This window comes from Streptomyces sp. ISL-1 (assembly GCF_018614585.1).
Lineage (GTDB): Bacteria > Actinomycetota > Actinomycetes > Streptomycetales > Streptomycetaceae > Streptomyces > Streptomyces maoxianensis.
This window is the reverse complement of record NZ_JAGGOI010000032.1, coordinates 80,124-103,699: the sequence shown is the minus strand read 5'-3', so window position 1 is coordinate 103,699 and position 23,576 is coordinate 80,124. Positions and strand designations below refer to the sequence as shown.

The following is a 23,576-nucleotide window of genomic DNA, read 5'->3' as shown; positions in this document are numbered from 1 at the left end:
GTGGCATCCGTTCACCCGTCCGCGATCGCGGGACCGGGCGAGATCGACGCGGTGACCCACGCGCTGGGCGGCCTCGGCGCGCCCGTCGACTGCACCGGCCTGCGCAGCCTGGCGCTGGAGGGGCCGCAGGTGCTGTGGCTCGTCGTCGGCGGGGCGCTGGACCTCTTCGCGGTCGACGCCGCCCAGCAGGGTCACTGGCACTTCCTCGGCCGTCTGGAAGCGGGCACGCTGCTGCTCGGCCCGGTGGACGGCCCGCGGCACACCCTGCTCGGCAGGCCTTCGCAGGGCTGTCAGCTGCGCCGGATCCCGCTGCGGGAGCTGTACCGGCCGGAGTACGAGACCGAGTACGGGACGTACAACACCGCCCACGGCACGTACGACACCGGACACGGCACATACGACACCGCCCACGGCACGTATGACACCGCCCACGGGACGTACAACACCGGCTATGAGACGCCGAGTCCGACTCCGCTGGAGTACGCCTTCGCTCTCGGCACCGGACGGGGCCTCGGCGTCCTGTTCCAGGCTCCGCTCGGCGGCCCGCCGGCCGACGGGGCCGTGGCCGACGACGACATCCTGTGGATGCCGGTACCCCCCGGCAGCGTCCAGTACGGCGCCGCGTACAGCGCGGAGGCGGCCGGGGACCTGCTGGTCGACGCCGCGTTGTGGCAGCAGATGGTCAACCAGCAGTACCGGCTGCTTTCCGCGGTGGACCGCTGGATCGAAGAGCTGGAGCGCGCGCACGAGGACCGGACGGCCGCCGGCATCAAGGCGGGTGAGACGGTCCGCGCCCGGGCCGACCAGGCGCTGCTGGCCTCCATCGGCAGGCCGGAACGGGCCGGCCGGACATCCACCGGCGCTGACGCGGCGAGCGACGACGCGACGTTCGCCGTCTGCCGACGGGTCGCGGAGGCCGCCGGGATCACACTCTCCGAGCCGTCGAAGAGCGGTGCGGTGGGCGACCGCATCAGTCCCGTCGAGCGGATAGCGGTCGGTTCCCGGATCCGTACCCGCGCGGTCAGACTCGACGGTCGCTGGTGGCGTACGAACGCCGGCCCTCTGGTGGGCCATTGGGCCAAGTCGGGAGCCCCGGTCGCCCTGCTGTGGCGTCGTGGCCGGTACGAAGCGGTGAACCCGGCATCCGGACTGCGGATCCGGCTCGGCAGCACCAGCGCGGAGGAACTCGAACCGCGCGCCGTGATGTTCTACCGTCCGCTGCCGGAACAGCCCATGACCGCCTGGCGGCTGCTGCGCTTCAGCCTTCGCGACACCCGCCTGGACCTGCGCAATCTGGCTCTGGCCGGGCTGGTGACAGTGGGGTTCGGCGCACTGGTGCCGATCGCGACCGGGCAGGTGCTCGGTGTGTATGTGCCGACGGCCGAGAAGAACCTCATCGTCCAGGTCTCACTCGCCCTCATGATCGCCGGCATCGTCTCCGCCGCTTTCATGCTGCTGCAGAACCTCACCATCCTGCGGATGGAGGGACGTATCGAGAGCGCGCTCCAACCGGCCGTGTGGGACCGGCTCTTGCGGCTGCCGACCAAATTCTTCACCGAACGCTCGACCGGAGAGCTGGCCAGCGCGGCGATGGGCATCAGCGCCATTCGCCGGGTAATGTCCGGCATCGGTCCCCTCGCCGTGCAGGCGAGCACGGTCGGCGCGATGAACCTCGTACTGCTGCTCTGCTACAGCGTGCCGCTGGCGCTCGCCGCGATCGGCATGCTGATCCTCATCGGGGCCGTGTTCCTCGGGATGGGCCTGTGGCAGCTGCGATGGCAGCGTCAGCTCGTCGAGCTCGGCAACAAGCTCAACAACCAGGCGTTCCAGACCCTGCGCGGGCTGCCCAAGCTGCGCGTCGCCGCCGCGGAGAGCTTCGCGTACGCCGCCTGGGCGCGGGAGTTCGCGCGCTCGCGTGAACTCCAGCAGCGCGCCGGCCGGATCAAGAACCTCACCACGGTCCTCGACGCGGTCTATCTGCCGCTCTGCTCGCTCACCATGTTCATGCTGCTGGCCGGCCCTGCCCGCGGCAGCATGTCGGCCGGCGAGTTCCTGACCTTCAACACCTCCGTGACCATGCTGCTGACCTGCGTCACGCAGGTCTCCGGGGCGCTGGTGTCGGCCGCCGCCGTCCTGCCCATGTTCGAACAGATCAAGCCTGTCTTCGACGAGGCCCCGGAGGTCCGCGGCACCAGCGCCCAGCCCGGCGCCCTGACCGGTGCGCTCGAGGCCAGGAAGCTCTCTTTCCGCTACTCCGACGACGGCCCCCTGGTCCTGGACGACGTGTCTCTCCACGTGCGGCCGGGCGAGTTCGTGGCGATCGTCGGCCCCAGCGGATGCGGCAAGTCGACGCTGCTGCGCCTCCTCATCGGCTTCGACAAACCGGTCTCGGGCAGCGTCCTGTACGACGGCCAGGACCTCTCCGCCCTGGACCAGGCCGCCGTCCGCCGCCAGTGCGGTGTCGTCCTGCAGAACGCACAGCCGCTGACCGGTTCGATCCTGGACTGCATCTGCGGCGCCGAGTCCTTCTCCCAGGAAGAGGCGTGGGAGGCCGCCGAGATGGCGGGCCTGGCCGAGGACATCAAGCGCATGCCGATGGGCCTGCACACCATGATCTCGGGCGGCGGCGCGATCTCCGGTGGCCAGCGCCAGCGCCTGATGATCGCCCAGGCCCTGATCCGCCGGCCTCGCATCCTGTTCTTCGACGAGGCGACCAGCGCGCTGGACAACGAAACCCAGCGCATCGTGATCGAGTCCACCCGCATGCTGAGCGCCAGCCGTGTGGTGATCGCCCACCGGCTGTCGACGGTGATGGACGCCGACCGGGTGATCGTGATGTCGGACGGCCGCGTCGTGGAGCAGGGCGCTCCGGCCGACCTGCTCGCAGACGCGGGCGGCCGGCTCCACGAACTGGTGCGCCGTCAGATGGCCTGAGCACCGGCGGGGCCCGTGGAGCCGGCCGGCCGGGGGAACCGGCCGACGATGTGGAGCCGGTCGGCGCTAGTCCGCCGCGCCGTCCAGGTGCGGCAGGAAATGATCAAGGCGTTCGCGCTTGGTCCACAGATAGGCCAGGTTCTCCTCACGCGGCGGTATCAGCAGCGGAACCTGCTCGGTGATTTTGATGCCGTGCCGCAGCAGCGCTTCGCGCTTGAGCGGATTGTTCGACAGCAGCCGTACGGATCGCACACCGAGGTCGTGCAGGATCTCCGCCGCCACACGGTAGTCGCGCATGTCGGCCGGGAACCCGAGGGCGAGATTCGCCTCGACCGTGTCCAGCCCCTCCGCCTGGAGCTTCATGGCCTGCAGCTTGGCCAACAGACCTATTCCTCGCCCCTCGTGACCCCGGAGGTAGACGAGAATGCCTCGCCCCTCCGTGACAATGGCGTGCAGTGCGGCAGACAGCTGATCGCCGCATTCACAGTGCTTGGATCCGAAGACATCTCCGGTCAAGCACTCCGAATGCACGCGGGTAAGTGCTCCGTCACTCCCGGCATCGCCGTATACCAGCACCATTTGCTCGTCCCCGCTTTCGCGGTCCAGGTAACCTACGGCGAGGAATTCGCCGTGCATGGTGGAAAGTCGGACATCCACCACTCGTTCGGCACCCGCTGGACGAACACTCTCGCCGGACACGCCATCACTTACTGTCATGACCCCGATCCTAACTGGCAAGCTCACGGCAGTGTGAGCGAAAATGACGAAGAAACATCAACTGGCCGCCCGTTTCATCCCGTTCGACCATGGGCGCGCAGAGCGAACAACGAAAGGCCGGAAAGACATGAGTGGTTCGGAAACGCCACAGGCATCGGGCCTGTTGCCGTGGGACTCCACGGAGGACGTGCGGACCCGGCAGGCCGATGTCGCCATCCTTCCCATAGGCAGCTTCGAGCAGCATGGAGCGTTTCTTCCCCTGGTGACCGACACGGTCGTCGCCTGCACCATCGCGCGGGAGATCGCCGCGGTCCATCCGGTTCACCACCTCCCTCCCCTCACGATCTCCTGCTCGCACGAGCACGCGGCCTGGCCCGGGACCGTCAGCATTTCCGCCGCGACCCTCTACGCCGTCATACGGGACATCGCCGACTCGCTCCGCCGGTCCGGAGTCGGTTCCCTGATTCTGGTCAATGCGCACGGCGGAAATTACGTACTGCGCAACGTGGTTCAGGAATCCGCCGGCAGCGGAATCCGGATGGCCCTTTTCCCGGGCTCGGCGGACTGGGACGCCGCACGGGCCGGGGCCGGCGTGCAGACCCCGTCGCACAGCGATATGCACGCGGGCGAGTTGGAGACTTCCATTCTTCTGCATGCACATCCCGAACTGGTCCGCCCCGGTTATGAAACCTCCGATTTCGTCGTCGACGACCGTAAGCATCTGCTCACTCTGGGCATGCCCGCATACACCAGGTCCGGTGTCATCGGCCGGCCGTCGATGGCGTCCGCCGAGAAGGGAAAGCAACTACTGGCCGGACTTGTCGAATCCTTCGCCGAGTACGTCGCGCTGCTCACCCGCCAGGAGACCCGATGACCGGCCGCAGCGGCATACTCGACGCGGCAGAGGCCTGGGAGCGGCTGCGCGGCATCCGTTCCGAGCCGGACACCGAGGCCGCGGGCCTTGTCCGGAGCGCGGACGGCGGACGGCGCTGGCGGCAGGACGCCTCGCCCGAGGCCGAGATGCTCGCCGACCGCTATCTGCCGCTGTGCCTGGCCGGTCCGCACTTCACCTTCGCCCAACTCGGGCAGAGCCTGGACGGTTTCATCGCGACACGTACCGGCGACGCCGACTACGTCACCGGGGAGGAGGACCGCCTTCATCTGCACCGCCTGCGTGCGCTCGCCGACGCGGTGGTCGTCGGAGCCGGCACCGCCGTCGCGGACGACCCGCAACTGACAGTGCGCGCCTGCCCCGGGGACAACCCGGTGCGTGTCGTCCTCGATCCGCACGGTCGTGTACCGCTGACGCACCGGGTGTTCACCGACGGTTCAGCCCCGACCCTGTGGGTGGTGGGCGCGGCCGGCGAGCACCACAAGGCTGCTGCGGACGGTGTCGGTGACGGCGTTGACGTACTGGTCCTGCCGGACAGTGATGCGTTCGCCCCGGGCCGCCTGGTGCAGGCGCTCGCGCGGCGTGGCCTGGGCCGGGTGCTGATCGAGGGCGGCGGCGTCACCGTGTCGCGCTTCCTGCATGAGCAGGCACTGCACCGCCTCTACGTCACCGTGGCGCCGGTGCTGCTCGGCGACGGCATCCCGGGGCTCCGCTTCGCCGGTCAGCCGGTGATGCGCGACGCGCTCCGCCCGCCGGTGCGACGCGCCCTCCTCGGCGAGGACACGCTCTTCGAGCTGGAGTTGGGGACGCCGTAGCCGCGCCAGCCACTGCCCGGCGAGCACTCCGACGCCGGGCAGGCTGGCGGCGAAGGTGAGCACTCCATAGACCACGGCGACGGTCAGCCCCTGGGCCGCGCCGAGGCCTGCGGCGCCGAAGGCCCAGGCGGTGACGCCTTCCCTGGGGCCCCAGCCACCGACGTTCAGCGGCAGCGCCATGGCGAGCAGCGCCAGCACCATCAGGGGCGCCAGCTCGGCGAGGGGCGCGGTTGCCCCCGCGGCCCTGGCGGCGAGCAGGAAGGTGCCGAGGTGCCCGGCCAGCACCACGACGGACGAGATCACCACTCCCGGCCAGCTTCCGCGGGCGAGCAGTCCGAGGCGCGCCTCGGCCAGCGCGGCCCGGACCGCGCCGTGCCATCGCGATGTGCCCGGCTTCCCGCGGAGCCGTGTACGGCGCCGGACGACAACCGCGACCACCAGTGCGCAGAGCACGGCGAGAGCCAGAGCGGCCCCCGGCGACGCGACCAGATGGCGGGGCTGTTCCAGGGCCGGGGACGGCAGAGCGAGCAGGACCGTCGCACCGACCGCGATCAGGACCACTTGGCCGGCGGTCCGTTCGAGGACGACCGCGCGCACGCCCCGGCCGACGTCACCGGCGTTCTGCCCGTGCCGGACCGCGCGGTGCACATCGCCGAGTACGCCGCCGGGCAGTGCCGCGTTCAGGAACAGCGCGCGGTAGTAGTCGGCGACGGCACGGCCCAGCGGCATCCGGATGCTCAGGCCGCGGGCCACCACGCACCAGCGCCAGGCGCTGAACACGGTGGTGAGCAGGCCGAGGCCGAGAGCGGCCAGCAGGGTGGGGCCGTCAATCCTGCGCAGCCCGTCCAGGAAGGCGCCGGTGCCCAGCTGCCACACCAGCACCACGAGGATGGCCGCGCCGGCGAGCGTGCCGACCTGGGCCCGTAGCGTCTGAGCGCTCATCGGGTCCCGCCCGCCGGCCGGGGCAGTGCCAGCAGATCGCTGTGGTGCACCACCGCCCGCAACTCGCCCGCCTCACAGGCCGCCAGGCGGCGCCGCAGATACGCCTCGGCGCGCTGCGCTAGGGCCGGGCGCTGCTCGCAGGCCGCGCCGACCCAGCCCCGTAGCCACTGGGCCGTCAACGCCGACTCGTCCGGGCCGAGCCGCCACGGGCTGGGGTGCGCCCGCACCGACATCCCTCGCCGTGCGAAGACCTCGCAGGCCACGGTCACGGCGTCGGGCCCGAGCATGCCGGCACCGCGCTGATGGGCGTTGAAAGCGGCGGCGAGCTCGGCGTCCAGCGGTTCGGCAGGTGTCAGCTTGACCCGCCCGACCACGGAGAGAGCCAGCAGCGCCGGGCAACCGGCTGCCGCGCATGCCTTGGCGAGCGTGTCCACCTCGTCGCGGGTGAGCACGTCGAGCAGAGCGGAGGCCGTCAACAGCGAGGTGCCGGCCAGGTCTTCCGCGGTCAGGCGGCCGATGTCACCGGGCTCGACAGCGACCGTCACGCGGCTGCCGTCGGCGGCGGTACGGGGCATCCGCACGGCGGCCAGCTCGAGCAGAGCGGGGTCATGGTCGTGCAGGATCCAGTGCTGGGGGCCGTTCAGCCGCGGTGCGAGCCAGCGTCCCATGGAGCCGGTGCCGCAGCCGAGATCGCGGATGACCAGCCCCGCGTCCCCTCGCCTCAGGTACCCGTGCAGCGGGTCGAGGAGTCCGGATGCGCGGGCGGCGGCGTCGGCGCCCTCCCGCAGCTCCAGCCACTCGGGGGCGTATCGAGGCGCGTCGGTGGTACTCACGCGGCCCTCCCGGGTTCGAGTATGAATTGTTCCAGCGCGCCGGCCAGGTTCCGCGAGGTCGTCTCCCACCCGTCCAGCGCGGTGCGCCTCTCGCGTGCGGCCGTCTTCAGCCGATCGCGCAGGCCGGGGTCGTCGAACCAGCGACGTAGCGCCGCAGGGAGCGCCGCCGGGTCTTCCGACGGTACGAGCATCCCCGGCACACTGCCGTCGGGCGCGCGCCCGACGGCCTCCGGGAGACCGCCAACGGCCGTCGCGAGGACGGGAATGCCACGCGCGAGCGCCTCGGTCACGGCCATGCCGTACGTCTCGGCGTACGAGGTGAGCACCATGAGGTCGGCGGCGGCATAGCTCGCGTCGAGCTCCGCACCGGCCTGCGCTCCCACGAGATGGACCCTGTCGCCGAGTCCGTACTTCTCGATCAGCTCCCGCAGACCCTCGACATAGCCGGGGTCGTGATCGAGGCCGCCGACGCATACGCAGTCCCAGGGCAGGTCCGCGACGGCCGCGAGTGCCTTCACCAGCCGGTACTGCCCCTTGCGCGGGGTCACCGAGGCGACGCACAGCAGCCGCGAGGCACCGTCGGTGCCGGACGCCGGGGGCTCGGTGTCGACCCCGGGTGCGGCGACATGAACCCTGCCGGAGGTGAGGCCGTGATGGGCGACGAGCCTGCGGGCCGCCCACTCGCTGGTCACCACGACCGCCGCGGCGGCGCGCAGCGTTTCGCGCTCCAGAGCGTCCAGGGCCGCCGCCCGCGAGGGGGCGAGTCCTGTTTCGTCGCCCAGCGGCAGGTGGACCAGCACCGCCAGGCGCAGCCGTTCGGCTTCGGGGACGACGATGTCGGGAACGGCGCAGGCGACGAGTCCGTCGAGGAGGATGACGGTGCCGTCCGGCGACTGCGCCAGGACTCTGGCCAATTCGGCGCGGGCGGCCGCTGCGGGCTGTGGCCAGTTGCCCGCGACGGCGTGCTCGTGGACCTGCCAGCCTATTTTGGCCAGCTCCTCGCACATCCGGCGGTCGTAGACATTGCCGCCGCTCGGCGAGGCCGGATCGTCGACGCCCCCGGGCATGACGAAGTGCACCGAGGGAGCACCGGCGCGGTTCACAGGGCGCGCTCGTAACTCGCCCAGGCGACATGCGATTCGTGCAGGGCGACCGCGATGCCGGCCAGGCCGCGGGCGCCCTCGCCCAGGGCCCCGGCGTGCACTCGGTCGGCGAGTCGGTCGGCGATCACCTTGGCCAGGAATTCCGTACTGGTATTGGTGCCGGCGAAGTCGGGTTCGTCGTCGAGATTGCGATAGTTCAACTCGCCCACTACAGCGCCGAGTTCCTTGGTGGCCAGGCCGATGTCGACAACGATGTTGTCGGCGTCCAGCTCGGCGCGGCGGAAGGTGGCGTCCACAAGGAACGTCGCTCCGTGCAGCCGCTGGGCGGGGCCGAAGACCTCTCCACGGAAACTGTGAGCGATCATGAGGTGGTCGCGGACGGTGATGCTGAACAACGGATGACCCTCCCAGGTGCAGCGGCACTTCTGACCCTGTAGTACGGCCGGCCTGTACTTCTTGTTCAGGCCGGATCAGCTGCGGTTTCGTACACCACGCGGTGGCACAGCCCCGGGAGCTCCCCGGAGGCGAGCCTCGGCAGCACGTCCGGCAGCTCGTCGAAGGCGCATTCACCGGTGATCAGCGCGTCGAAGGCGGGGTCGGCGAGCAGGTCCAGCGCGAGCGCGAGGCGGTCCGCGAAGGTCCGGCTGGAGCGCCGTGAAGGGGACACCATCCCCACCTGGCTGCTGCGCACAACCAGGCGGCCGGAGTGGAAGGCCTCCCCCAGCGGCAGACTGATGCGCCGATCGCCGTACCAGCTCAGCTCGAGGACCGTCCCCTCCGGGGCGAGGAGTTCCAGTGAGCGCGCGAGCCCTTCCTCGGTGGCGCTGGCATGGACTACGAGATCGCAGCCGCCCGCGGCGTCCTCGGGGAGCGCGAAGTCGACGCCGAGCGCCGTGGCGACTGAGGCGCGCGTGGGGTCCGCGTCGACCAGCTGGACGCGGACCGCGGGGTACTTGGCGAGGACGGCGGCGACGCCGGCCCCGACCATGCCGGCCCCGAGGACCGCGATCCGGTCGCCGATCAGCGGAGCGGCGTCCCACACGGCGTTCACCGCGGTCTCCACCGTCCCGGCCAGCACTGCCCGGTGGGCGGGGACGGAATCCGGCACGGGAGTGACGGCGCTCACGGGGACGACATACCGGGTCTGGTGCGGGTAGAGGCAGAAGACTGTACGGCCGAGCAGGTGCCGCGGCCCGGCTTCGACAATGCCGACATTGAGATAGCCGTACTTCACGGGCCCGGGAAAGTCGCCGTCCTGGAACGGCGCCCGCATCGCGCTGTGCTGGCTCTTCGGCACGCCGCCGCGGAAGACGAGGGTCTCCGTTCCACGGCTCACACCGGAACAGAGGGTGCGCACCAGCACTTCGTCGTCGGAGGGCTCCGGCAGACAGACGTCCCGTATCTCGCCGTGGCCGGGAGAGCGGAGCCAGAAGGCCCGGGCGGCGCGCTGCATCTGCGTACTCCTGAACATTCGGGCGACGTTTGACGTACTGATCTTTAAGAAGCCGCGGCCACGGTACGCGGCACCATGGACTCTGTCACGCAGCCGGAGGGCGGCAAGAGTGGCCCTGAACAACACGTACGACAGGCGGCTGCTGCGCCAGGAGACGACCGTGGGAGCGGGCGCGCAGGTACTTCTGCTGGTCCTTCTCGGCACGGCGATCGGCCTGGGGCCCGCGGGATGGCTGACAGGGCTGGCGTTCGCGCTCGTCACCTGGGCCGTGCTCACGCGCGCCGTGCACCGCTCGTGGCTCCGCTCCTTCGGGGCCGCCAACCGCGTCACCCTCGCGCGAGCGACACTCGTCGGGGGCGTGACCGCCCTGGTCGCGGACTCTTTCGAGAGCCCGCCGCCGGTCACGCTCCTGGTCGCGCTCACATCGGTGGCGCTGATTCTCGACGCGGTCGACGGCAAGGTCGCCCGCCGCACCGGGACGGCGTCCCCCTTGGGGGCACGCTTCGACATGGAGGTCGACGCCTTCCTCATCCTGGTGCTCAGCATCTATGTCGCGACCTCGCTGGGCCCCTGGGTCCTGCTGATCGGCACGATGCGCTACGCCTTCGTCGCGGCGGCCCGAGTACTGCCGTGGCTGAACGGCGCCCTGCCACCGAGCACGGCGCGCAAGACGGTGGCGGCGCTCCAGGGGATCGTGCTCCTGGTCGTCGGCGCCGGAGTCATCCCGATTCAACTGGCTTTCGCCGCGGTCCTTCTGGCGCTGGCGCTGCTGATCTGGTCCTTCGGGCGCGACATCGGATGGCTGTGGCGGGTCAGGGACTGGGTGGATGTGCCCGGAAACTAGGCAACACTCCCTCCAACAGATACCTTTCCCTCCCTGAGTTGCATAGCGTGACGCCCCTGACACGGGCGAGGGGGAGGCCAAATGTATGGAAACGGGCCTCCGCGCCGTCTCCAGCCGCCTTGGTCGAACGGGCTCGCCGACTCGGTGTACGAGACCGCCGATCGCGATCCCTCCCTGGTGCAGCTCTCCCGCCGGACCGGGGCAGGACCGGAGGGCTGGGAGCCGGTCAGCGCGGCGCAGTTCCGCGACGAAGTCATGGCCGTGGCCAAGGGGTTCCTGGTCGGCGGCATCCGGTTCGGCGACCGGGTCGCGCTGATGTCCCGTACTCGCTACGAGTGGACAGTTCTGGCCCACGCCCTGTGGTCCGTCGGCGCCGAGGTCGTTCCGGTCTACCCCACGTCCTCCATCGAGCAGGTGCGCTGGATCCTGCACGACGCCCAGGTCCGGGCCATCGTGGTCGAGCACGAGAACCATGCGATGACCGTGGCGGCGGCCTCCGACTCGGAGACTCAGCTGTCCGCTATCTGGCAGATGGACCTGGGCTGTGTGGAATCGCTGATCCGCCAAGGTGCCGGTGTCGACGATGAACTGATCCACCGTCACCGAGCCTCGGTGCTGCCCGACCAGGTCGCCACGATCTGCTACACCTCCGGCACGACGGGATCGCCCAAGGGCTGCCTCATCACGCATGCCAATCTGGCTGCCGAATGCGACATCCTGCTCGAGGGCTGGGGCGGGATCATCGCCGAGCCCGGTGCACAGCCGTCGATCCTCAACTTCCTGCCCGTTGCCCACATTTACGGGCTGATGGTCGGGGTCGCCTGTCTGCGTGGCGGCGTCCGTCTCGGCCACCAGCCCGACCTGACGCCCGAGTCGCTGCTGCCCGCATTGGCATCCTTCCGGCCGACGTTCCTCTTCGCCGTCCCGTACATCTTCGAGAAGATCTTCCACAAGGCTCGTCGCACCGCCGAGGCCGCAGGGCACGTAGGCCTCTTCGACAAGGCCGCGACCGTCGCGGTGCGCTATGCCGAAGCAGTGGAACGGCAGTCCATCGGCTCGGGCCACGGCCCCGGCCCGTCCCTGAGGGTCCTGCACACGGCCTACGACCGTCTGGTGTACAGCAAGCTGCGCGCCGTACTGGGCGGCCAGGTGCGCACCGCCGTGTCCGGCGGCTCGACGCTCCGCAGGGAGCTCGGGCTGTTCTTCGCGGGCGCGGGCGTGACCGTGTACGACGGCTACGGCCTCACCGAGACGGCGGGCGCGATCACGGCCCAGCCGCCGGGAGCGGTCAGATTCGGCACGGTGGGCCGGCCCATTCCCGGCTGCGCCGTACACATCGCGAGCGACGGCGAGGTGTGGGTACGCGGCGACACGGTCTTCGCCGGCTACCTCAACAACCCCAAGGCCACCGAGGCGGTGCTGCGCGACGGGTGGTTCGCCACCGGCGACATGGGCCATCTCGACCGCGAGGGCTACCTCGTCATCACGGGGCGCAAGAAGGACATCATCATCACCAGCGGCGGCAAGAGCGTGGCCCCGCTACCCCTGGAGGAGCAGCTGCGCCACCATCCGCTGATCTCGCAGTGCCTGATCGTGGGCGACGACCAGCCGTACATCGCGGCGCTCATCACGGTGGATCCCGAAGCGCTGGCCCACTGGCAGGCACTGAAGGGGAAGCCGCAGTCGGACATGTCGGCGATGGCGGACGACGAGGACCTGCGGGCGCAGATCCAACGGGCGGTCTCCCGGGCCAACACACGGGTTTCGAGGGCGGAGTCCATCCGCGCGTTCCGCATCCTGCCGAACGAGTTCAGTCTGCACGACGGTCTGATGACACCGACGATGAAGCTCAAGCGCCGGGCGATCACGGGCGCGTACGCGGCGGACATCGACGCGCTGTACATGCGCTGAGGGCGTGGATGCAGTGGAAGCTGCCCCCGGCCTCACCGCCCTCGGCAACAGCACTGGACTACCTGGTCAACGCGCTGCCCAAGCCGTAGGACGTCACCTGCTGCCGTCCGGGGTGGTCGCGGCAGCTGACGCGCGGGGGCCGTACATCCCTTCCCCGCTCATAGGTGGCCGGACCAGCGCGGGTTTGACGATCAGTGGCGTACGACACGAACGACGACCATACGCCGGGGTCGACGGACAGCTGGGGCCCTTGAGGGTCCATCGAGTCTCGGACGTGCACGGTGCCGGGCGAGGCGGCCACCTCAACGCAGTTGTCCCCCTGCGTTCCGCTGTAGCTGCTCTTGAACCAGGTGAACCAGGTCAGCTCCTCAGCCCGACCGCATCGCCGAGGAGCCCGCAGCGGACGAGGCGGTGAAGGCGGCCGACACGGTGCTGTTCACGGTGCCGAACCAACTCGGGCTTGCTTGGTGTGTGACGCAGTTGACCGCGGTGAAGGCGATCACGACGGAGGTCGACGCGATGGTACCAGCCGCATGATGGCGCGCTAGGGTTGCAGCTCAACGAGACATCCGTCGACAGATGTGCTGGTTACTGAGTCACCGTGTTGAGACGTCAGCGGGGTTGTCCAAACCTGGCAACCTGGCTATGCGCTGAGCCGCCTGGGGGGAACTCGCCATGACCGAAGCTCCGATTGACGCTGTCGACGCCGGCGGCGACGATGCCGACCGGGAGGCTGTTGAGCGTGAGCGGGCCGAGCTGCGGGAGTTCATCAAGGGGCTGAGCGCGGACGATATCAAGTCGGGCGGTTGGTTCACCAAGCTCAGCGCTCAGGCCATGAGCTCCTACACCGACAAGGTCGACTGGCAGTACTTCCAGGAGCGGTATGAGGGCGTACCCGCGGATGCCATCGTTGATCAGCGGATAAAGATGGCGGCTCGGTACGCCGCGCTCGAAGGTGGGCTCTCTGCCGGGGCCTACACGGCGGCCATCGTCGCCACCCTCGGGAGCCTTGGCGGTGCCTCACCGGCGACTGTCCCGGCCGCCGTCGCGACCATGATGGTCGATGTCGCGTTCATCTCCCGGCTCCAGCTCCGCCTGGCCTACGACGTCGCAGTCCTCTATCGGGTCCCGCTCGACCTGTCCGACCCCGAGGACATGTGGAAGCTCATTCGAGTGGCCTTCACGATCAAGAGCGGGGAAGTGGTCCAGGGAGGCGTACTCAAGGCGGTCCCGGCCATAATGCGGCCGGTGATCAAGCGCTTCTACTCCAAAGCGGTACTGACCGCCGCGAAGGGGCTCCCCGTCGTCGGGAAGTATCTCCTGCAGCGCAACGTCATCAAGATTGGTATCCCCGTGGTCGGCGTTCCCCTTGCGGTGGTGTTGAACCGCTATACGACGCTGCTCGCGGGGCGGCACGCGCAAGCCGTCTTCCGGAACGAGGCGCGGGTGATCGAAGTCGCTGAGGGTATGAGCAAGCGGAGTCAGCACCCGCAGTTGATGCTGTGGGTTGCGTGGCTCGTCATCATGGCGGACCAGAAGATCACGGACGATGAGGCGCTGCTGATCCGGCACCTGGTGAGGGTGGTCCGGGATCAGCATCAGGTGGTCGATGGACAGTTCGCTCACCTTGTTGAAATCGACCCGGCCGAGGTGTGGCGACGCCTGGACGCCGAGCCAGGGGATCTGAGCGACCTCCTCGACGTGGCCGACCGGGTGGCCACTGTGGACGGTGCCGTCAACTCGCGCGAGAGAGCCGTCATCTCCGAGCTTCGAGATCGCTGCAGCCGGGTCTGACGCCGTCCTGCGCTACCGCCCACAATGGCGAAGATCTGACGCGTGAGTTGTGGCCTGCTGGCAGTCTCGCGGCTTGATTCGGAGGTTCGCGCATGTGCAACGAACCGAGCAGATAGGCCGTCAGGCGGCCGTCTACGGCTTCCTAGAACCTTCGCCATCTTCGAACGTGCTGGTCGGAGGGGCTGGCGTGACGCTCGATCGGGTGTGCTTGTGCTGGTCGCGGGCGGGAGTCTGTGGTCTTGATCGTCCGTCACCGGTTGACTTCGAAGTTGGTCAGGACGAGCAGGGCGCGCAGGAGCGCGGTGGCGCGGCCGGGGTCGGTGCGGAGCTTGGTGAGGACGCGCCAGGCCTTCAGGTTCGCGAAACCGTATTCGACGGGGGCTCGTCCGGCGGCCAGGACGCGGTTTGCCTGCTTCTGCCCCGGGGTGAGCTTGCGGGCGCGGGTGGCCTTGAAGCCGGTGACGATGACCAGGTCCCCGCACCGCCACATGCAGCCCCCGAACCTCGCCGACCTGCTTGACCGCCCCGCCCGCGTCGCGCACGATGGCGAGGATGCGCTGGTACTCCGGCGGCAGCGCGTCCTGGTCCACGGTGGGACCAGCAGCACCGCACGGCCCGCCACTTGCGTCGTCGGCGGCACAACCGCCTTCTCCGCGGCGAGTTGTTCGGCCATCCGGTGCCAGACCCGTTCGGCGACGGCGAGTTCGTCGCGCTCGGCCCGCACCTCCTCCAGCTGCTTGGCCAACTGGTCTTCCAGCTCGTCCAGTTCCGCGCGTCCCGCCGCGATTCGTTCCGCAATCCCGGACTCCACCATGGGACCGGATCGTAGGCGGCAACGGGCCGTCGCCACGGAGGAACCGGCAAAACCGCCCCGGCCCGCCCCGTCAGACGATCAAGACCGCAGACTCCCGCCCGCAACCTGCACGAGCACGCCCATGGAGCGTCACACCAGCCCTCCGACCAGCACGTTCGAAGATGGCGAAGACTCACTGCTTGTCGGGCTCTTGTGCCTGATGCCTTGCCGACCGGGTGGATCGTTCGAGCCCGGGGAGACGAGGTCAGTCGCCGAGTGTGAATTCGAGTCCGCCCGCGCGCAGTTCGGCCTCGGTCTGCGTGAGGCCGCCGCGATGGGAGACCTCGACGGTGTAGAACTTCGACCCCGGGGTGATGTCGTCGACCGTGAACGGGAACGTGCACCCCGCCTCGGTTTTCTCACCAAGGTCGAGGGAGCCGTGGGCGACCAGAGTCCCGGCCGCGTCGGTGATGTTGACCTGGGTACCGAAGTCGATGTCGGAGTAGCCGCCCGTGCCTGAGCACAGCGCCCCGCTCTCGAGTCCTGCGCCGACCGAGGCGAGCGTGATCGAGCCGTCCGTCCCGAACGGTTCCGGTCCACTCGTCTCGTCAGCCGCGGTGGTGCTGGAAGAGGTGCCGCCGTCGTTCTCCTTGTCCGCGTCACTTCCGAGGAGGGACGTGGTCAGCCAGCCGGCCCCCACCGCCGCAACTCCGATGCCGACACCGAGAAGCAGAACCTTGCCGCGTGACAGCCGCGCCCAGCGGGAGCCGGGCGGGGCCGGTGGCGCATGGCCCGGCATGGCCGGCGCCGGCCCGGCAGATCCGGGTTCCGGTTCCGGGTCCGAGGGCGGGACAGATGGCAATTGCTCGGGTTCGGACATCGCAAGGGTTCCTCTCTCAGGGCTGGTGGATACGCCGCAGTCGTATGGAGGGCGCGGCTGCCCCAGTGCCGACCGGTGGCACGGGGGCCCGCCTTATCGCCGGCTGCGGCGGTAGTCGTCGAGGGCTCCGATGGCCCACAAGGGCACGAGGCGCGGAATCTCGGCCACGGGGACCTTGCCGTGTACGGCGCGGAGGCCGAGCTTGGCCAGGGAGTCCGCGGCCTCGTTCAACGGGTTGCCGACGTGGGCCTTCTCGTGGACGAACGTCAGGTTCGGGGTGTACTCGGCGCGCATCTGGAGCTTGATGAGGGTGGCCATGCGCCCCTGGGAACGCGGGCGAGTGTCGTAGCCCTCCGGCATGCGCGTGCTGCCGCTCTGCCAGGCATGCAGGTAGCTGAGTGCGTCGAGGCTGTCGACGCGTACCTCGACTGGACTGCCGGGGTGGGCGGCGAGCACAGGCTTCAGGCCCCAGTAAACGGCCCTCAGTTCGGTGACGACGATGCGGGTGCGGGGACGGGCGATGTGAAGCGGGTAAAGGTGAGCGCGCAGGCCGGTGTGGCCTGTCGTGGCGAGGTAGCCGGAGGCGACGCGGTCCGTTCCGACGGAGGCGTCCGTGGCCAGGACGACCGGCCCGGACACAGCCTTGACCTTGTCGTTTATGCAGATCCCGCGACGCGTGCGGGTCTTCGGCCGGGGTGCTCGGGCGAACGGTGAGCGGCGGCCCATGGTGGTCCTCCTCTGTTCGCGTCGAGTGGGCGGCGGGCGGCGTGGTGCCACCCGCTGTCGAGAGGGGCGCGGTGCTGGTGACCGGTGCGGTCGTTCCGGGGACTGTGTGCTCGGCGCGGCCCGCTGGGCGGCTGGGCGCTGCTCAGCCGACCTTCTTCCACTCCTTGCAGCGGTTGGTCTTGAAGACCTCGCCGTTCTTCAGCGTCACGCGGCCGCTGCCCTTGAGGTTCTCGTTGGCGATGATCGAGCCCAACTCGCCACTGGAGTCCTTGGCCCGCTCCCAGTAGCAGCCGAACGTCTCGTCCGATCCGGCGGTCCGGTACGTACCTGCCTTGACGTCTTCGCCCACCAGGTACTCGCCGTCACCCTCGAAGCTGCTCGCCGGGCCGGCTTCCTCGGTCTTCGCCGGCTTGGCGGGCTGGGTCTTGGTCACGGTCGGCGCGGGGGCCGCCCCGGCGGTCGCGGTCACCGTGACTGTGGGCCCCGGCTTCGCGCCGGCGCCGGCCGAGCGGTCAGTTCCTCCCCCGTCGCTGCCACCCGACGCGGCACCGATGACGAGGGCGACGAGGCCAACCGCGCCATGGGTGAACCAAGCCTTCTTACGCATCGGCGACTTGACGGGGGGCGGCGGTACGGAGCCCCAGCCGCCCGGGGAGCGGAAGTGCGGGGCGGGCTGTCCGGGGGTCTGCGGGTTCGGAGTGGTCATGGTCGTGCTCCAGTTCTCGGAGTGCTGAACGGATGTGAGGTGAGACCCGCCGGGCCGAACGGTCACGGCGCCCGGAACGGCATGACGGTGAGTTGGATTCCTTCGACGACCGTGGTCGGCAGGGTGATGCGCATGGTGGGTCCCCCCCTCAGGATCGGTAGAGCGGTGCATCTCTCGGAATCGCTCTACGGGCAGGGCAAACAAGCACCCCACAGGCTCACGCCTTGACGAGTGCTGCCAACCGGAAGCTCCACCAGATAAGCATCACCATGAAAGCACTGTCAATCATCTTCACGGATTTGACGTCCGGTGTAGGGTGTTTACTGTTCGCTCCCGAGAGGTCCAGGAACCCATGCCACAGCCATCAGCCCAGGTGACCGCCGCCGAGATCTCCCGTATCGCAGGGGTTACGCGCGCCACCGTCAGCAACTGGCGCCGCCGGCACGACGACTTCCCGGCCCCGTCGGGCGGTACCGAAAGCAGTCCGCTCTACGACCTGGAGGCGGTACGGGGATGGCTGGAGGCGCGCGGGCAGTCGTCCGCCGCCACACCGTCCGAGGAGCTGCGCACCGTACTGCGGCTCCACGGCGCGGGGTCCGGCGTCGCAGCACGCCTGTTCCCTCTCGTCCTCGCGACTTCACGGCGCAGCGCGGACGAGCTCACCGCGCTTGATGAACTGCCGGACTCCGACGTCATCGCCCAGGCCGACAGCGCCACAGCGGAGCTGGCCGGCTCGGTCCCGGAGGCGGAGGCCGTTCACTTCCGTGCTGACGACGTCGGCGCGCTCCGTGCCTTGATTCGCTGCGTACGCGACGAGGGCGCCCAGAGCACTCTCGACGTCCTCGCCGAACGTGAACTGGACGACACAGCCGCCTCCACCGGTACGTACCAGACACCTCTAAGGCTCGCGGACCTGATGGCACGGCTCCTGCCGGACCGCACGACACGCATCCTCGATCCGGCCTGCGGCAGCGGCACTCTGCTCGCGGCAGCGGCTCGGCGGGGGGCGACCGAGCTGTACGGCCAGGACTCGCTGCCCGTACAGGCTCAGCGCAGCGCCGTTCGCCTGCTGCTGTCGGCCCCCGATGCGCAGGTCACCGTATGCGTGGGGGACACCCTGCGTGCCGACGCCTTCCCGGAGTTGAGAGTCGGGGGCGTGCTCTGCAATCCGCCGTACGGCGATCGTGATTGGGGGCACGAGGAGCTCGCGTACGACCAGCGGTGGGCCTACGGTGTGCCGCCGCGGATCGAGTCGGAGCTTGCCTGGACGCAACACGCGCTGGCGCACCTGGAGTCCGGCGGCCACGCGGTGATGCTGCTTCCGCCGGCCACAGCCGCCCGTGCCTCCGGCCGCCGTATCCGCGCCGAACTCGTACGCAGCGGCGCGCTGCGCGCCGTCATCGGCCTTCCCCTCGGCGCTTCCGCGCCGCTGCACATCGGCATGCACGTATGGGTCCTCCAGCGCCCCGAGCCGGGTGGCACGGACAGCAAGTCCGTGCTGTTCGTGGACGTGAGCGGAGACCAGCGCGAAGGCCCGCCGAGCTCACCGCGGGACGCGTACTCCCGGCTGCGGCACCGTCGCACGGGCGTGGACTGGAACACACTGTCCGACGAGGTCCTCGGCCACTGGACCGCGTATACGGACGACCCGGAGTCCTTCACCGACGTACCCGGTGCGGCGCGTGCCGTGCCGACCATTGACCTGGTCGACGATCTTGTAGACCTCACGCCCGCCCGACAAGTGCGTGCCGCACCAGTCGACATCGATCCGGCAGAGGTGGCAGAGCACGCGGCAGAACAGCGCGAACTGCTCGCCGCGTCCGTCAACGTCCTTGAGAGCGCGGCGGGTTACGAGCCGTGGAAGGCAGCCACGGAGTCCTCACAGGCGTGGCGTACGGCTACCGTCTCCGATCTTGTCCGAGGAGGCGCACTCTCCTTGCTGCGGGCGGCAGTCCCTGTCGGCCGTGGGGATTCCCGGACCGAGAGCCCGGACACGGACGGCACGGAACGCCCGGTGCTCACCGCGTCCGACATCGGCAACGGCGCTCGCCCGTCGGGCACGGCGGAGGACCTGCGTACCGATGCGGCGCATACCGTCGCCGCAGGTGATGTTCTCGTACGCGGCGTCGCCGGCGGCAGCGGCATCATGGCGCGTGTCGCGGATGAGGCGGACGCCGAAGCCCTGCTCGGCCACCACATTCACCTGCTGCGACCGGACCCGGCACGGCTCGACCCCTGGTTCCTCGCGGGCTTCCTCGCTGCCGACGACAACATCGCCGGAGCCTCCACGGGCAGCACGATCGTGAGTGTCTCGCCGGGAAGGCTCCGCGTGCCGCTTCTGCCGCTGGACGAGCAACGCCGGTACGGTGCGGCATTCCGCCGCGCCTACGAACTGCGTACCGCCGCCCGCCGGACGGCCGAGCTGGCCGAGGAGACGGCGCAGGCGCTACTCACGGGCCTGACCACCGGTGCGCTGCTCCCGCCCTCCGAGGGCCCGTCGGCCTGAACGGCAACATCGCCTTCGCATATCGACCAAACTGGATCCCAGCCGTCCCAGCCGGGCGGTTCATCGAAGGGAACGCGTTGAACAGCAGTAAGCACACGGAGCTGGCGAACCATGCCTGGACCGTCGCCGACCTCCTGCGCGGCGACTACAAACAGTCCGACTACGGCAAGGTCATCCTGCCGTTCACCGTGCTGCGCCGCCTGGAGTGCGTACTGGAGCCGACGCGCGAGAAGGTGGTCGATGTCGTTGCCGAGCTCGAAGGCCAGGACATCGACAAGGGACGCTTCCTGCGCCGGGCATCGGGCCACACCTTCTACAACACGTCATCCCTCACGCTGAAGAAGATCGCCCACGACCCGCAGAACGCCGCGAAGAACCTCCAAATCTATGTCGCGGGCTTCTCCGACAACGCCCGCGAGGTTCTGGAGAAGTACGAGTTCAACCAGCAGATCAAGAAGCTGGACTCGGCGAAGCTGCTGTACGACGTCATCGGCCGGTTCACCGACCTGGACCTGCGCCCCGAGGCCGTGCCCAACCACAACATGGGTTACATCTTCGAGGACTTGATCCGTCGTTTCGCCGAGCAGTCGAACGAGACCGCGGGTGAGCACTTCACCCCCCGCGAGGTCATCAAGTTGATGGTCAACCTCCTCGTCGCGCCCGACGCGGACGCGCTGACACTGCCCGGTTCGGTGCGCACGGTGATGGACCCGGCCTGCGGCACGGGCGGCATGCTGAGCGCCGCCGAAGACCACGTCAAGTCGCTCAACCCGAACGCCCGGGTGAAGGTGTACGGGCAGGAGCTCAACCCCGAGTCGTGGGCGATCTGCCGTTCCGATCTGATGATCAAGGGCCAGGACCCGGAGAACATCGTTCTTGGCAACTCCTTCTCCGACGACGGCCATTCACGCGAGAAGTTCGACTACCTCCTCGCCAACCCGCCGTTCGGTGTGGACTGGAAGAAGGTCAAGGACGAGGTCGATGCGGAGTACGAGACGCTCGGCGACTCCGGCCGCTTCGGTGCGGGCCTGCCCCGTATCAACGACGGCTCGCTGCTTTTCCTCCAGCACATGCTCGCGAAGATGAAGCCGGTGGATGTGAGCGGTGGGGGCGGCTCGCGCGTCGCCATCGTCTTCAACGGCTCGCCGCTGTTCACGGGCGCGGCCGAGTCCGGCGAGTCCAACATTCGCCGGTGGATCATTGAGAACGACTGGCTGGAGGCGATCGTCGCCCTCCCGGACCAGCTCTTCTACAACACCGGCATCTCCACCTACTTCTGGATCCTGACGAACAGGAAGTCCGCCGACCACAAGGGCAAGGTCGTCCTGCTGGATGCGCGTGACTACTGGCTGAAGATGCGTAAGTCGCTGGGTGACAAGCGCAAGGAGCTGGGTGACGGGACGGGCAATCGCCCGAACCACATCGGCGACATCACGCAGCTGTACGGCGAGGCGCTGCACGTCGCCGTCGACCCGGAGCACCCGCTGCACGGCAAGGTCAAGGTCTTCAAGAATGAGGACTTCGGCTACCACCGCATCACGGTCGAACGCCCGCTGAAACTGCGCTTCGAGCTGACGGACGACACTCTGGCGGCACTCATCGCCTCCAAACCGGTCCAGAAGTGGGCGGAGGAGCGGGCCCTTCCCCAGCACCCGGAACTGGCCGCGGCGGTCAAGGCCCGCCGCAAGCTGACAGACGAGGAGGCGGCGCAGCTCCAGGAGCTGGTGGACGCTGAGGCTGCCCTCTTCGCGGACGCGTTGCGCCCACTGCTGGGGTCGACGTGGCCGACGAAGTCGGACGCGACGGTCGCACTCAAGGGTGCGGTGGTCGACGCCGGCCTGCTGTGGCCGACGGGCGCGCCGTTCGCGAAGGCGGTCAGGGACACGGTCGGCGTCCGCGATCCTGAGGGCGAGATCCAGAAGCTCAAGGGAGGTGCCCCGGAACCGGACACGGAGCTGCGCGACTACGAGAACGTCCCGCTGGACGAGGACCTGGAGGACTACCTCAAGCGAGAGGTCCACCCCCACGTCCCGGACGCGTGGATCGACCGCTCGAAGACGAAGGTCGGCTACGAGATCCCGTTCACCCGCCACTTCTACGTGTACGAGCCGCCTAGGCCGCTGGCGGAGATCGACGCGGAACTGAAGTCGCTTGAGGCGGAGATCCAGGCGCTACTGGGCGAGGTGACGGGATGACCGGCTCAGCCAATCCTCTGCACCCTCAAGTTTCCCTGAGACGCTTCATCAATGAGATCACTGACGGCCCCTTCGGTAGCTCCCTGACAAGCAGTCACTACTCCGACGATGGGGCACGAGTAATTCGTCTCGGAAATATTGGCCCTGCACACTTCAAGGATCTCGACGCCGCCTACATTTCCCTGGAGTACTTCAGGAATCTGCGACGCCATGAGGTGAAGTCTGGGGATCTGATCATCGCCGGACTCGGCGACGATAACCATCCCGTTGGCCGTGCATGCGTAGCACCCCCGGACCTGGGACCTTCGATCGTTAAGGCGGATTGCTTCCGTGCACGACTCGACGAAAGTCGCCTGACCCATCGATATGCCGCTTGGGCACTGAGCTCATCAGTTGTCTCCAATCAAGTGTCTACGCTAACTCGCGGGTCGACGCGTGCCCGGATCAACCTGGAAATGGCCCGCGAGATTAAGCTCCCCGTTCCACCAGTGGAGGAGCAGCACCGCATCGCCGACTTCCTCGACACCGAGACCGCCAAGGTGACTCGCCTCCGCTCCCGTCTCTCGCGGCTCTCAACACTCCTAGAGCATCGTCAGGCCGCCCTGCTGGCTGGCTGCTTCTCCGCAGAGAAAGATTCCGACTCTCAACACTCGGTCGACTCCGCACCACTGCGGCGAGTTGTGGAACGCTGGATTGACTATCGCGGCGCCACCCCCGAAAAGACGGCCTCCGGGATTCCACTGGTCACAGCTAAGAATATCCGAGACGGACTGATCGACCTAACTGCAAGCCGCGAGTATATTGCGGAGGATTCTTACGATGCATGGATGCGTCGCGGTCTACTTAAACGTGGAGACGTGCTCCTAACGACCGAAGCACCACTCGGCCAGGTGGCAATGGTTTCTGACCCAGGTGTGGCTCTAGCTCAACGCGTCATCGTACTCAGGGTCAATTCGGAGAAATGCTCAGCAGATTGGCTTTATTGGTACCTGCGATCACCGCGGGCACAAGCCGAGCTGGAGCTACGGGCGACAGGCTCAACCGCTTTGGGGATCAAAGCCGACAGACTACGTGGCGTTCCAATTCCACTTGTGCATCACGAAGTCGCCGAGCAGCGACTGTCAGCGCTCGGTTCTCAGGTAGCGCAGTGCGATCGCTTGCAGGACAAGCTCGCCCTGCAAGGGGAGTTGCTCAGTGAACGCCTGCAAGCCCTCATCGCCTCCGCCGTATCCGGCAAGTTCGACGTATCTACCGCCTCCGGCCGAGGAGTCCTCTCGTCATGACCACCGACCACGAGCCACGCTCCCACCGCGCCACCCCCGTCACCCGCGTCTCATCGAGCGACAGCTACAACTCCGTCGCCCACTGCGATGTGGCACCACGGCCCGCTTACGGTCCTGCCGCGTACAACGCGGGCCGGGAAGTCCAACTCGACGCCCTTCGCCTCGTGCGCGGCGTGGTCGACAGCGGGCCGTGCGATGTCGTGGCGCCATGGCTCGCGCCAACTCGCCCTACTTCGACCTGAAAACGGG

Annotated in this window: 20 protein-coding genes and 1 pseudogene; 10 read left to right on the top strand and 11 right to left on the bottom strand. The window is 68.7% G+C overall.

What is annotated here, in order from left to right:
- Complete coding sequence (locus tag J7E87_RS23420; RefSeq protein ID WP_308313043.1) at positions 1-2,934, top strand: NHLP bacteriocin export ABC transporter permease/ATPase subunit; 2,934 nt, start codon at positions 1-3, stop codon at positions 2,932-2,934.
- A 66-nt stretch (positions 2,935-3,000) separates the two neighbouring features.
- Here J7E87_RS23420 and ribA read toward each other — a convergent pair whose 3' ends face one another.
- On the bottom strand, positions 3,001-3,651 hold the full coding sequence (gene ribA / locus J7E87_RS23415) for a GTP cyclohydrolase II (protein ID WP_215096461.1): 651 nt from the start codon (positions 3,649-3,651) through the stop codon (positions 3,001-3,003).
- A gap of 127 nt (positions 3,652-3,778) precedes the next feature.
- Between ribA and J7E87_RS23410 the strand changes: the two genes are divergently transcribed.
- Together J7E87_RS23410 and J7E87_RS35355 are read left to right on the top strand one after the other, a co-directional pair.
- The gene (locus tag J7E87_RS23410; RefSeq protein WP_215096460.1) at positions 3,779-4,525 is read left to right on the top strand and encodes a creatininase family protein; all 747 of its coding nucleotides are present in this window, start codon (positions 3,779-3,781) and stop codon (positions 4,523-4,525) included.
- Positions 4,522-5,358, top strand: coding sequence for a RibD family protein (locus tag J7E87_RS35355; protein WP_308313042.1), 837 nt, complete (start codon positions 4,522-4,524; stop codon positions 5,356-5,358). Before J7E87_RS23410 ends, J7E87_RS35355 begins: the two co-directional genes overlap by 4 nt.
- Here J7E87_RS35355 and J7E87_RS23405 read toward each other — a convergent pair.
- The 5 genes and pseudogenes from J7E87_RS23405 to J7E87_RS23385 form a co-directional block, all read right to left on the bottom strand.
- Positions 5,353-6,300, bottom strand: a pseudogene (locus tag J7E87_RS23405) (lysylphosphatidylglycerol synthase transmembrane domain-containing protein); the annotation flags it as partial. The gene J7E87_RS35355 and the pseudogene J7E87_RS23405 overlap by 6 nt on opposite strands.
- Positions 6,297-7,202, bottom strand: coding sequence for a class I SAM-dependent methyltransferase (locus J7E87_RS23400; RefSeq protein ID WP_374195217.1), 906 nt, complete (start codon positions 7,200-7,202; stop codon positions 6,297-6,299). The pseudogene J7E87_RS23405 and the gene J7E87_RS23400, both read right to left, overlap by 4 nt.
- A complete protein-coding gene (locus J7E87_RS23395; RefSeq protein WP_215096613.1) occupies positions 7,130-8,200 on the bottom strand; it encodes a glycosyltransferase family 4 protein in 1,071 nt (356 codons plus the stop codon). Before J7E87_RS23395 ends, J7E87_RS23400 begins: the two co-directional genes overlap by 73 nt.
- A gap of 32 nt (positions 8,201-8,232) precedes the next feature.
- Complete coding sequence (locus tag J7E87_RS23390) at positions 8,233-8,631, bottom strand: 6-carboxytetrahydropterin synthase (RefSeq protein ID WP_215096457.1); 399 nt, start codon at positions 8,629-8,631, stop codon at positions 8,233-8,235.
- 65 nt (positions 8,632-8,696) lie between these two features.
- Positions 8,697-9,689 (bottom strand): zinc-binding alcohol dehydrogenase, encoded by a 993-nt coding sequence (locus J7E87_RS23385; protein WP_215096456.1) that lies wholly within the window; start codon positions 9,687-9,689, stop codon positions 8,697-8,699.
- A gap of 109 nt (positions 9,690-9,798) precedes the next feature.
- On the opposite strand from J7E87_RS23385, the gene J7E87_RS23380 reads away from it, so the two are divergent.
- Both J7E87_RS23380 and J7E87_RS23375 read left to right on the top strand, forming a co-directional pair.
- Positions 9,799-10,533 carry a CDP-alcohol phosphatidyltransferase family protein gene (locus J7E87_RS23380; protein WP_215096455.1) on the top strand — a complete coding sequence of 245 codons (735 nt, stop codon included), beginning with the start codon at positions 9,799-9,801 and terminating at the stop codon, positions 10,531-10,533.
- A gap of 81 nt (positions 10,534-10,614) precedes the next feature.
- Positions 10,615-12,444: a long-chain fatty acid--CoA ligase gene (locus tag J7E87_RS23375; protein WP_215096454.1), complete on the top strand. Its 1,830-nt coding sequence runs from the start codon at positions 10,615-10,617 to the stop codon at positions 12,442-12,444.
- A gap of 58 nt (positions 12,445-12,502) precedes the next feature.
- On the opposite strand, the gene J7E87_RS23370 is transcribed toward J7E87_RS23375, so the two are convergent.
- Complete coding sequence (locus J7E87_RS23370) at positions 12,503-12,808, bottom strand: DUF397 domain-containing protein (protein WP_251017909.1); 306 nt, start codon at positions 12,806-12,808, stop codon at positions 12,503-12,505.
- A 311-nt stretch (positions 12,809-13,119) separates the two neighbouring features.
- Between J7E87_RS23370 and J7E87_RS23365 the strand changes: the two genes are divergently transcribed.
- A complete protein-coding gene (locus J7E87_RS23365) occupies positions 13,120-14,238 on the top strand; it encodes an EcsC family protein (RefSeq protein WP_215096453.1) in 1,119 nt (372 codons plus the stop codon).
- 250 nt (positions 14,239-14,488) lie between these two features.
- Here the strand turns inward: J7E87_RS23365 and J7E87_RS35350 are convergent, their stop codons facing one another.
- The 4 genes from J7E87_RS35350 to J7E87_RS23345 all read right to left on the bottom strand — a co-directional run bounded on the left by J7E87_RS35350 (position 14,489) and on the right by J7E87_RS23345 (position 17,343).
- Positions 14,489-15,052, bottom strand: coding sequence for a transposase family protein (locus J7E87_RS35350; RefSeq protein WP_251017884.1), 564 nt, complete (start codon positions 15,050-15,052; stop codon positions 14,489-14,491).
- A 244-nt stretch (positions 15,053-15,296) separates the two neighbouring features.
- Positions 15,297-15,911, bottom strand: coding sequence for a hypothetical protein (locus J7E87_RS23355; protein ID WP_215096452.1), 615 nt, complete (start codon positions 15,909-15,911; stop codon positions 15,297-15,299).
- Between the two features lie 93 nt (positions 15,912-16,004).
- The gene (locus J7E87_RS23350; protein WP_215096451.1) at positions 16,005-16,637 is read right to left on the bottom strand and encodes an RNase H family protein; all 633 of its coding nucleotides are present in this window, start codon (positions 16,635-16,637) and stop codon (positions 16,005-16,007) included.
- A 142-nt stretch (positions 16,638-16,779) separates the two neighbouring features.
- Positions 16,780-17,343: a hypothetical protein gene (locus J7E87_RS23345; protein ID WP_215096450.1), complete on the bottom strand. Its 564-nt coding sequence runs from the start codon at positions 17,341-17,343 to the stop codon at positions 16,780-16,782.
- A gap of 352 nt (positions 17,344-17,695) precedes the next feature.
- Here J7E87_RS23345 and J7E87_RS23340 point away from each other — a divergent pair, with 352 nt between their 5' ends.
- From J7E87_RS23340 to J7E87_RS23325, 4 genes are all read left to right on the top strand, one after another.
- On the top strand, positions 17,696-19,849 hold the full coding sequence (locus J7E87_RS23340) for an N-6 DNA methylase (RefSeq protein ID WP_251017883.1): 2,154 nt from the start codon (positions 17,696-17,698) through the stop codon (positions 19,847-19,849).
- A 77-nt stretch (positions 19,850-19,926) separates the two neighbouring features.
- The gene (locus tag J7E87_RS23335) at positions 19,927-22,044 is read left to right on the top strand and encodes a class I SAM-dependent DNA methyltransferase (protein ID WP_215096449.1); all 2,118 of its coding nucleotides are present in this window, start codon (positions 19,927-19,929) and stop codon (positions 22,042-22,044) included.
- Entirely contained in the window at positions 22,041-23,327 is a 1,287-nt protein-coding gene (locus J7E87_RS23330) for a restriction endonuclease subunit S (RefSeq protein WP_215096448.1), read from the top strand. The genes J7E87_RS23335 and J7E87_RS23330 overlap by 4 nt, the downstream gene beginning before the upstream one ends.
- Positions 23,324-23,569, top strand: coding sequence for a hypothetical protein (locus J7E87_RS23325; protein ID WP_215096447.1), 246 nt, complete (start codon positions 23,324-23,326; stop codon positions 23,567-23,569). Before J7E87_RS23330 ends, J7E87_RS23325 begins: the two co-directional genes overlap by 4 nt.
- Positions 23,570-23,576 lie beyond the last annotated feature (7 nt).

What these genes read in the sequence shown, in the direction of transcription:
- J7E87_RS23345 (WP_215096450.1), bottom strand. Translation starts at nt 17,343, where the DNA reads ATGACCACTCCGAACCCGCAGACCCCCGGACAGCCCGCCCCGCACTTC.
- J7E87_RS23385 (WP_215096456.1), bottom strand. Translation starts at nt 9,689, where the DNA reads ATGCAGCGCGCCGCCCGGGCCTTCTGGCTCCGCTCTCCCGGCCACGGC.
- J7E87_RS35355 (WP_308313042.1), top strand. Translation starts at nt 4,522, where the DNA reads ATGACCGGCCGCAGCGGCATACTCGACGCGGCAGAGGCCTGGGAGCGG.
- J7E87_RS23395 (WP_215096613.1), bottom strand. Translation starts at nt 8,200, where the DNA reads ATGCCCGGGGGCGTCGACGATCCGGCCTCGCCGAGCGGCGGCAATGTC.
- J7E87_RS23340 (WP_251017883.1), top strand. Translation starts at nt 17,696, where the DNA reads ATGCCACAGCCATCAGCCCAGGTGACCGCCGCCGAGATCTCCCGTATC.
- J7E87_RS23375 (WP_215096454.1), top strand. Translation starts at nt 10,615, where the DNA reads ATGTATGGAAACGGGCCTCCGCGCCGTCTCCAGCCGCCTTGGTCGAAC.
- ribA (WP_215096461.1), bottom strand. Translation starts at nt 3,651, where the DNA reads ATGACAGTAAGTGATGGCGTGTCCGGCGAGAGTGTTCGTCCAGCGGGT.
- J7E87_RS23325 (WP_215096447.1), top strand. Translation starts at nt 23,324, where the DNA reads ATGACCACCGACCACGAGCCACGCTCCCACCGCGCCACCCCCGTCACC.
- J7E87_RS23330 (WP_215096448.1), top strand. Translation starts at nt 22,041, where the DNA reads ATGACCGGCTCAGCCAATCCTCTGCACCCTCAAGTTTCCCTGAGACGC.
- J7E87_RS35350 (WP_251017884.1), bottom strand. Translation starts at nt 15,052, where the DNA reads ATGGTGGAGTCCGGGATTGCGGAACGAATCGCGGCGGGACGCGCGGAA.
- J7E87_RS23355 (WP_215096452.1), bottom strand. Translation starts at nt 15,911, where the DNA reads ATGTCCGAACCCGAGCAATTGCCATCTGTCCCGCCCTCGGACCCGGAA.
- J7E87_RS23350 (WP_215096451.1), bottom strand. Translation starts at nt 16,637, where the DNA reads ATGGGCCGCCGCTCACCGTTCGCCCGAGCACCCCGGCCGAAGACCCGC.
- J7E87_RS23365 (WP_215096453.1), top strand. Translation starts at nt 13,120, where the DNA reads ATGACCGAAGCTCCGATTGACGCTGTCGACGCCGGCGGCGACGATGCC.
- J7E87_RS23410 (WP_215096460.1), top strand. Translation starts at nt 3,779, where the DNA reads ATGAGTGGTTCGGAAACGCCACAGGCATCGGGCCTGTTGCCGTGGGAC.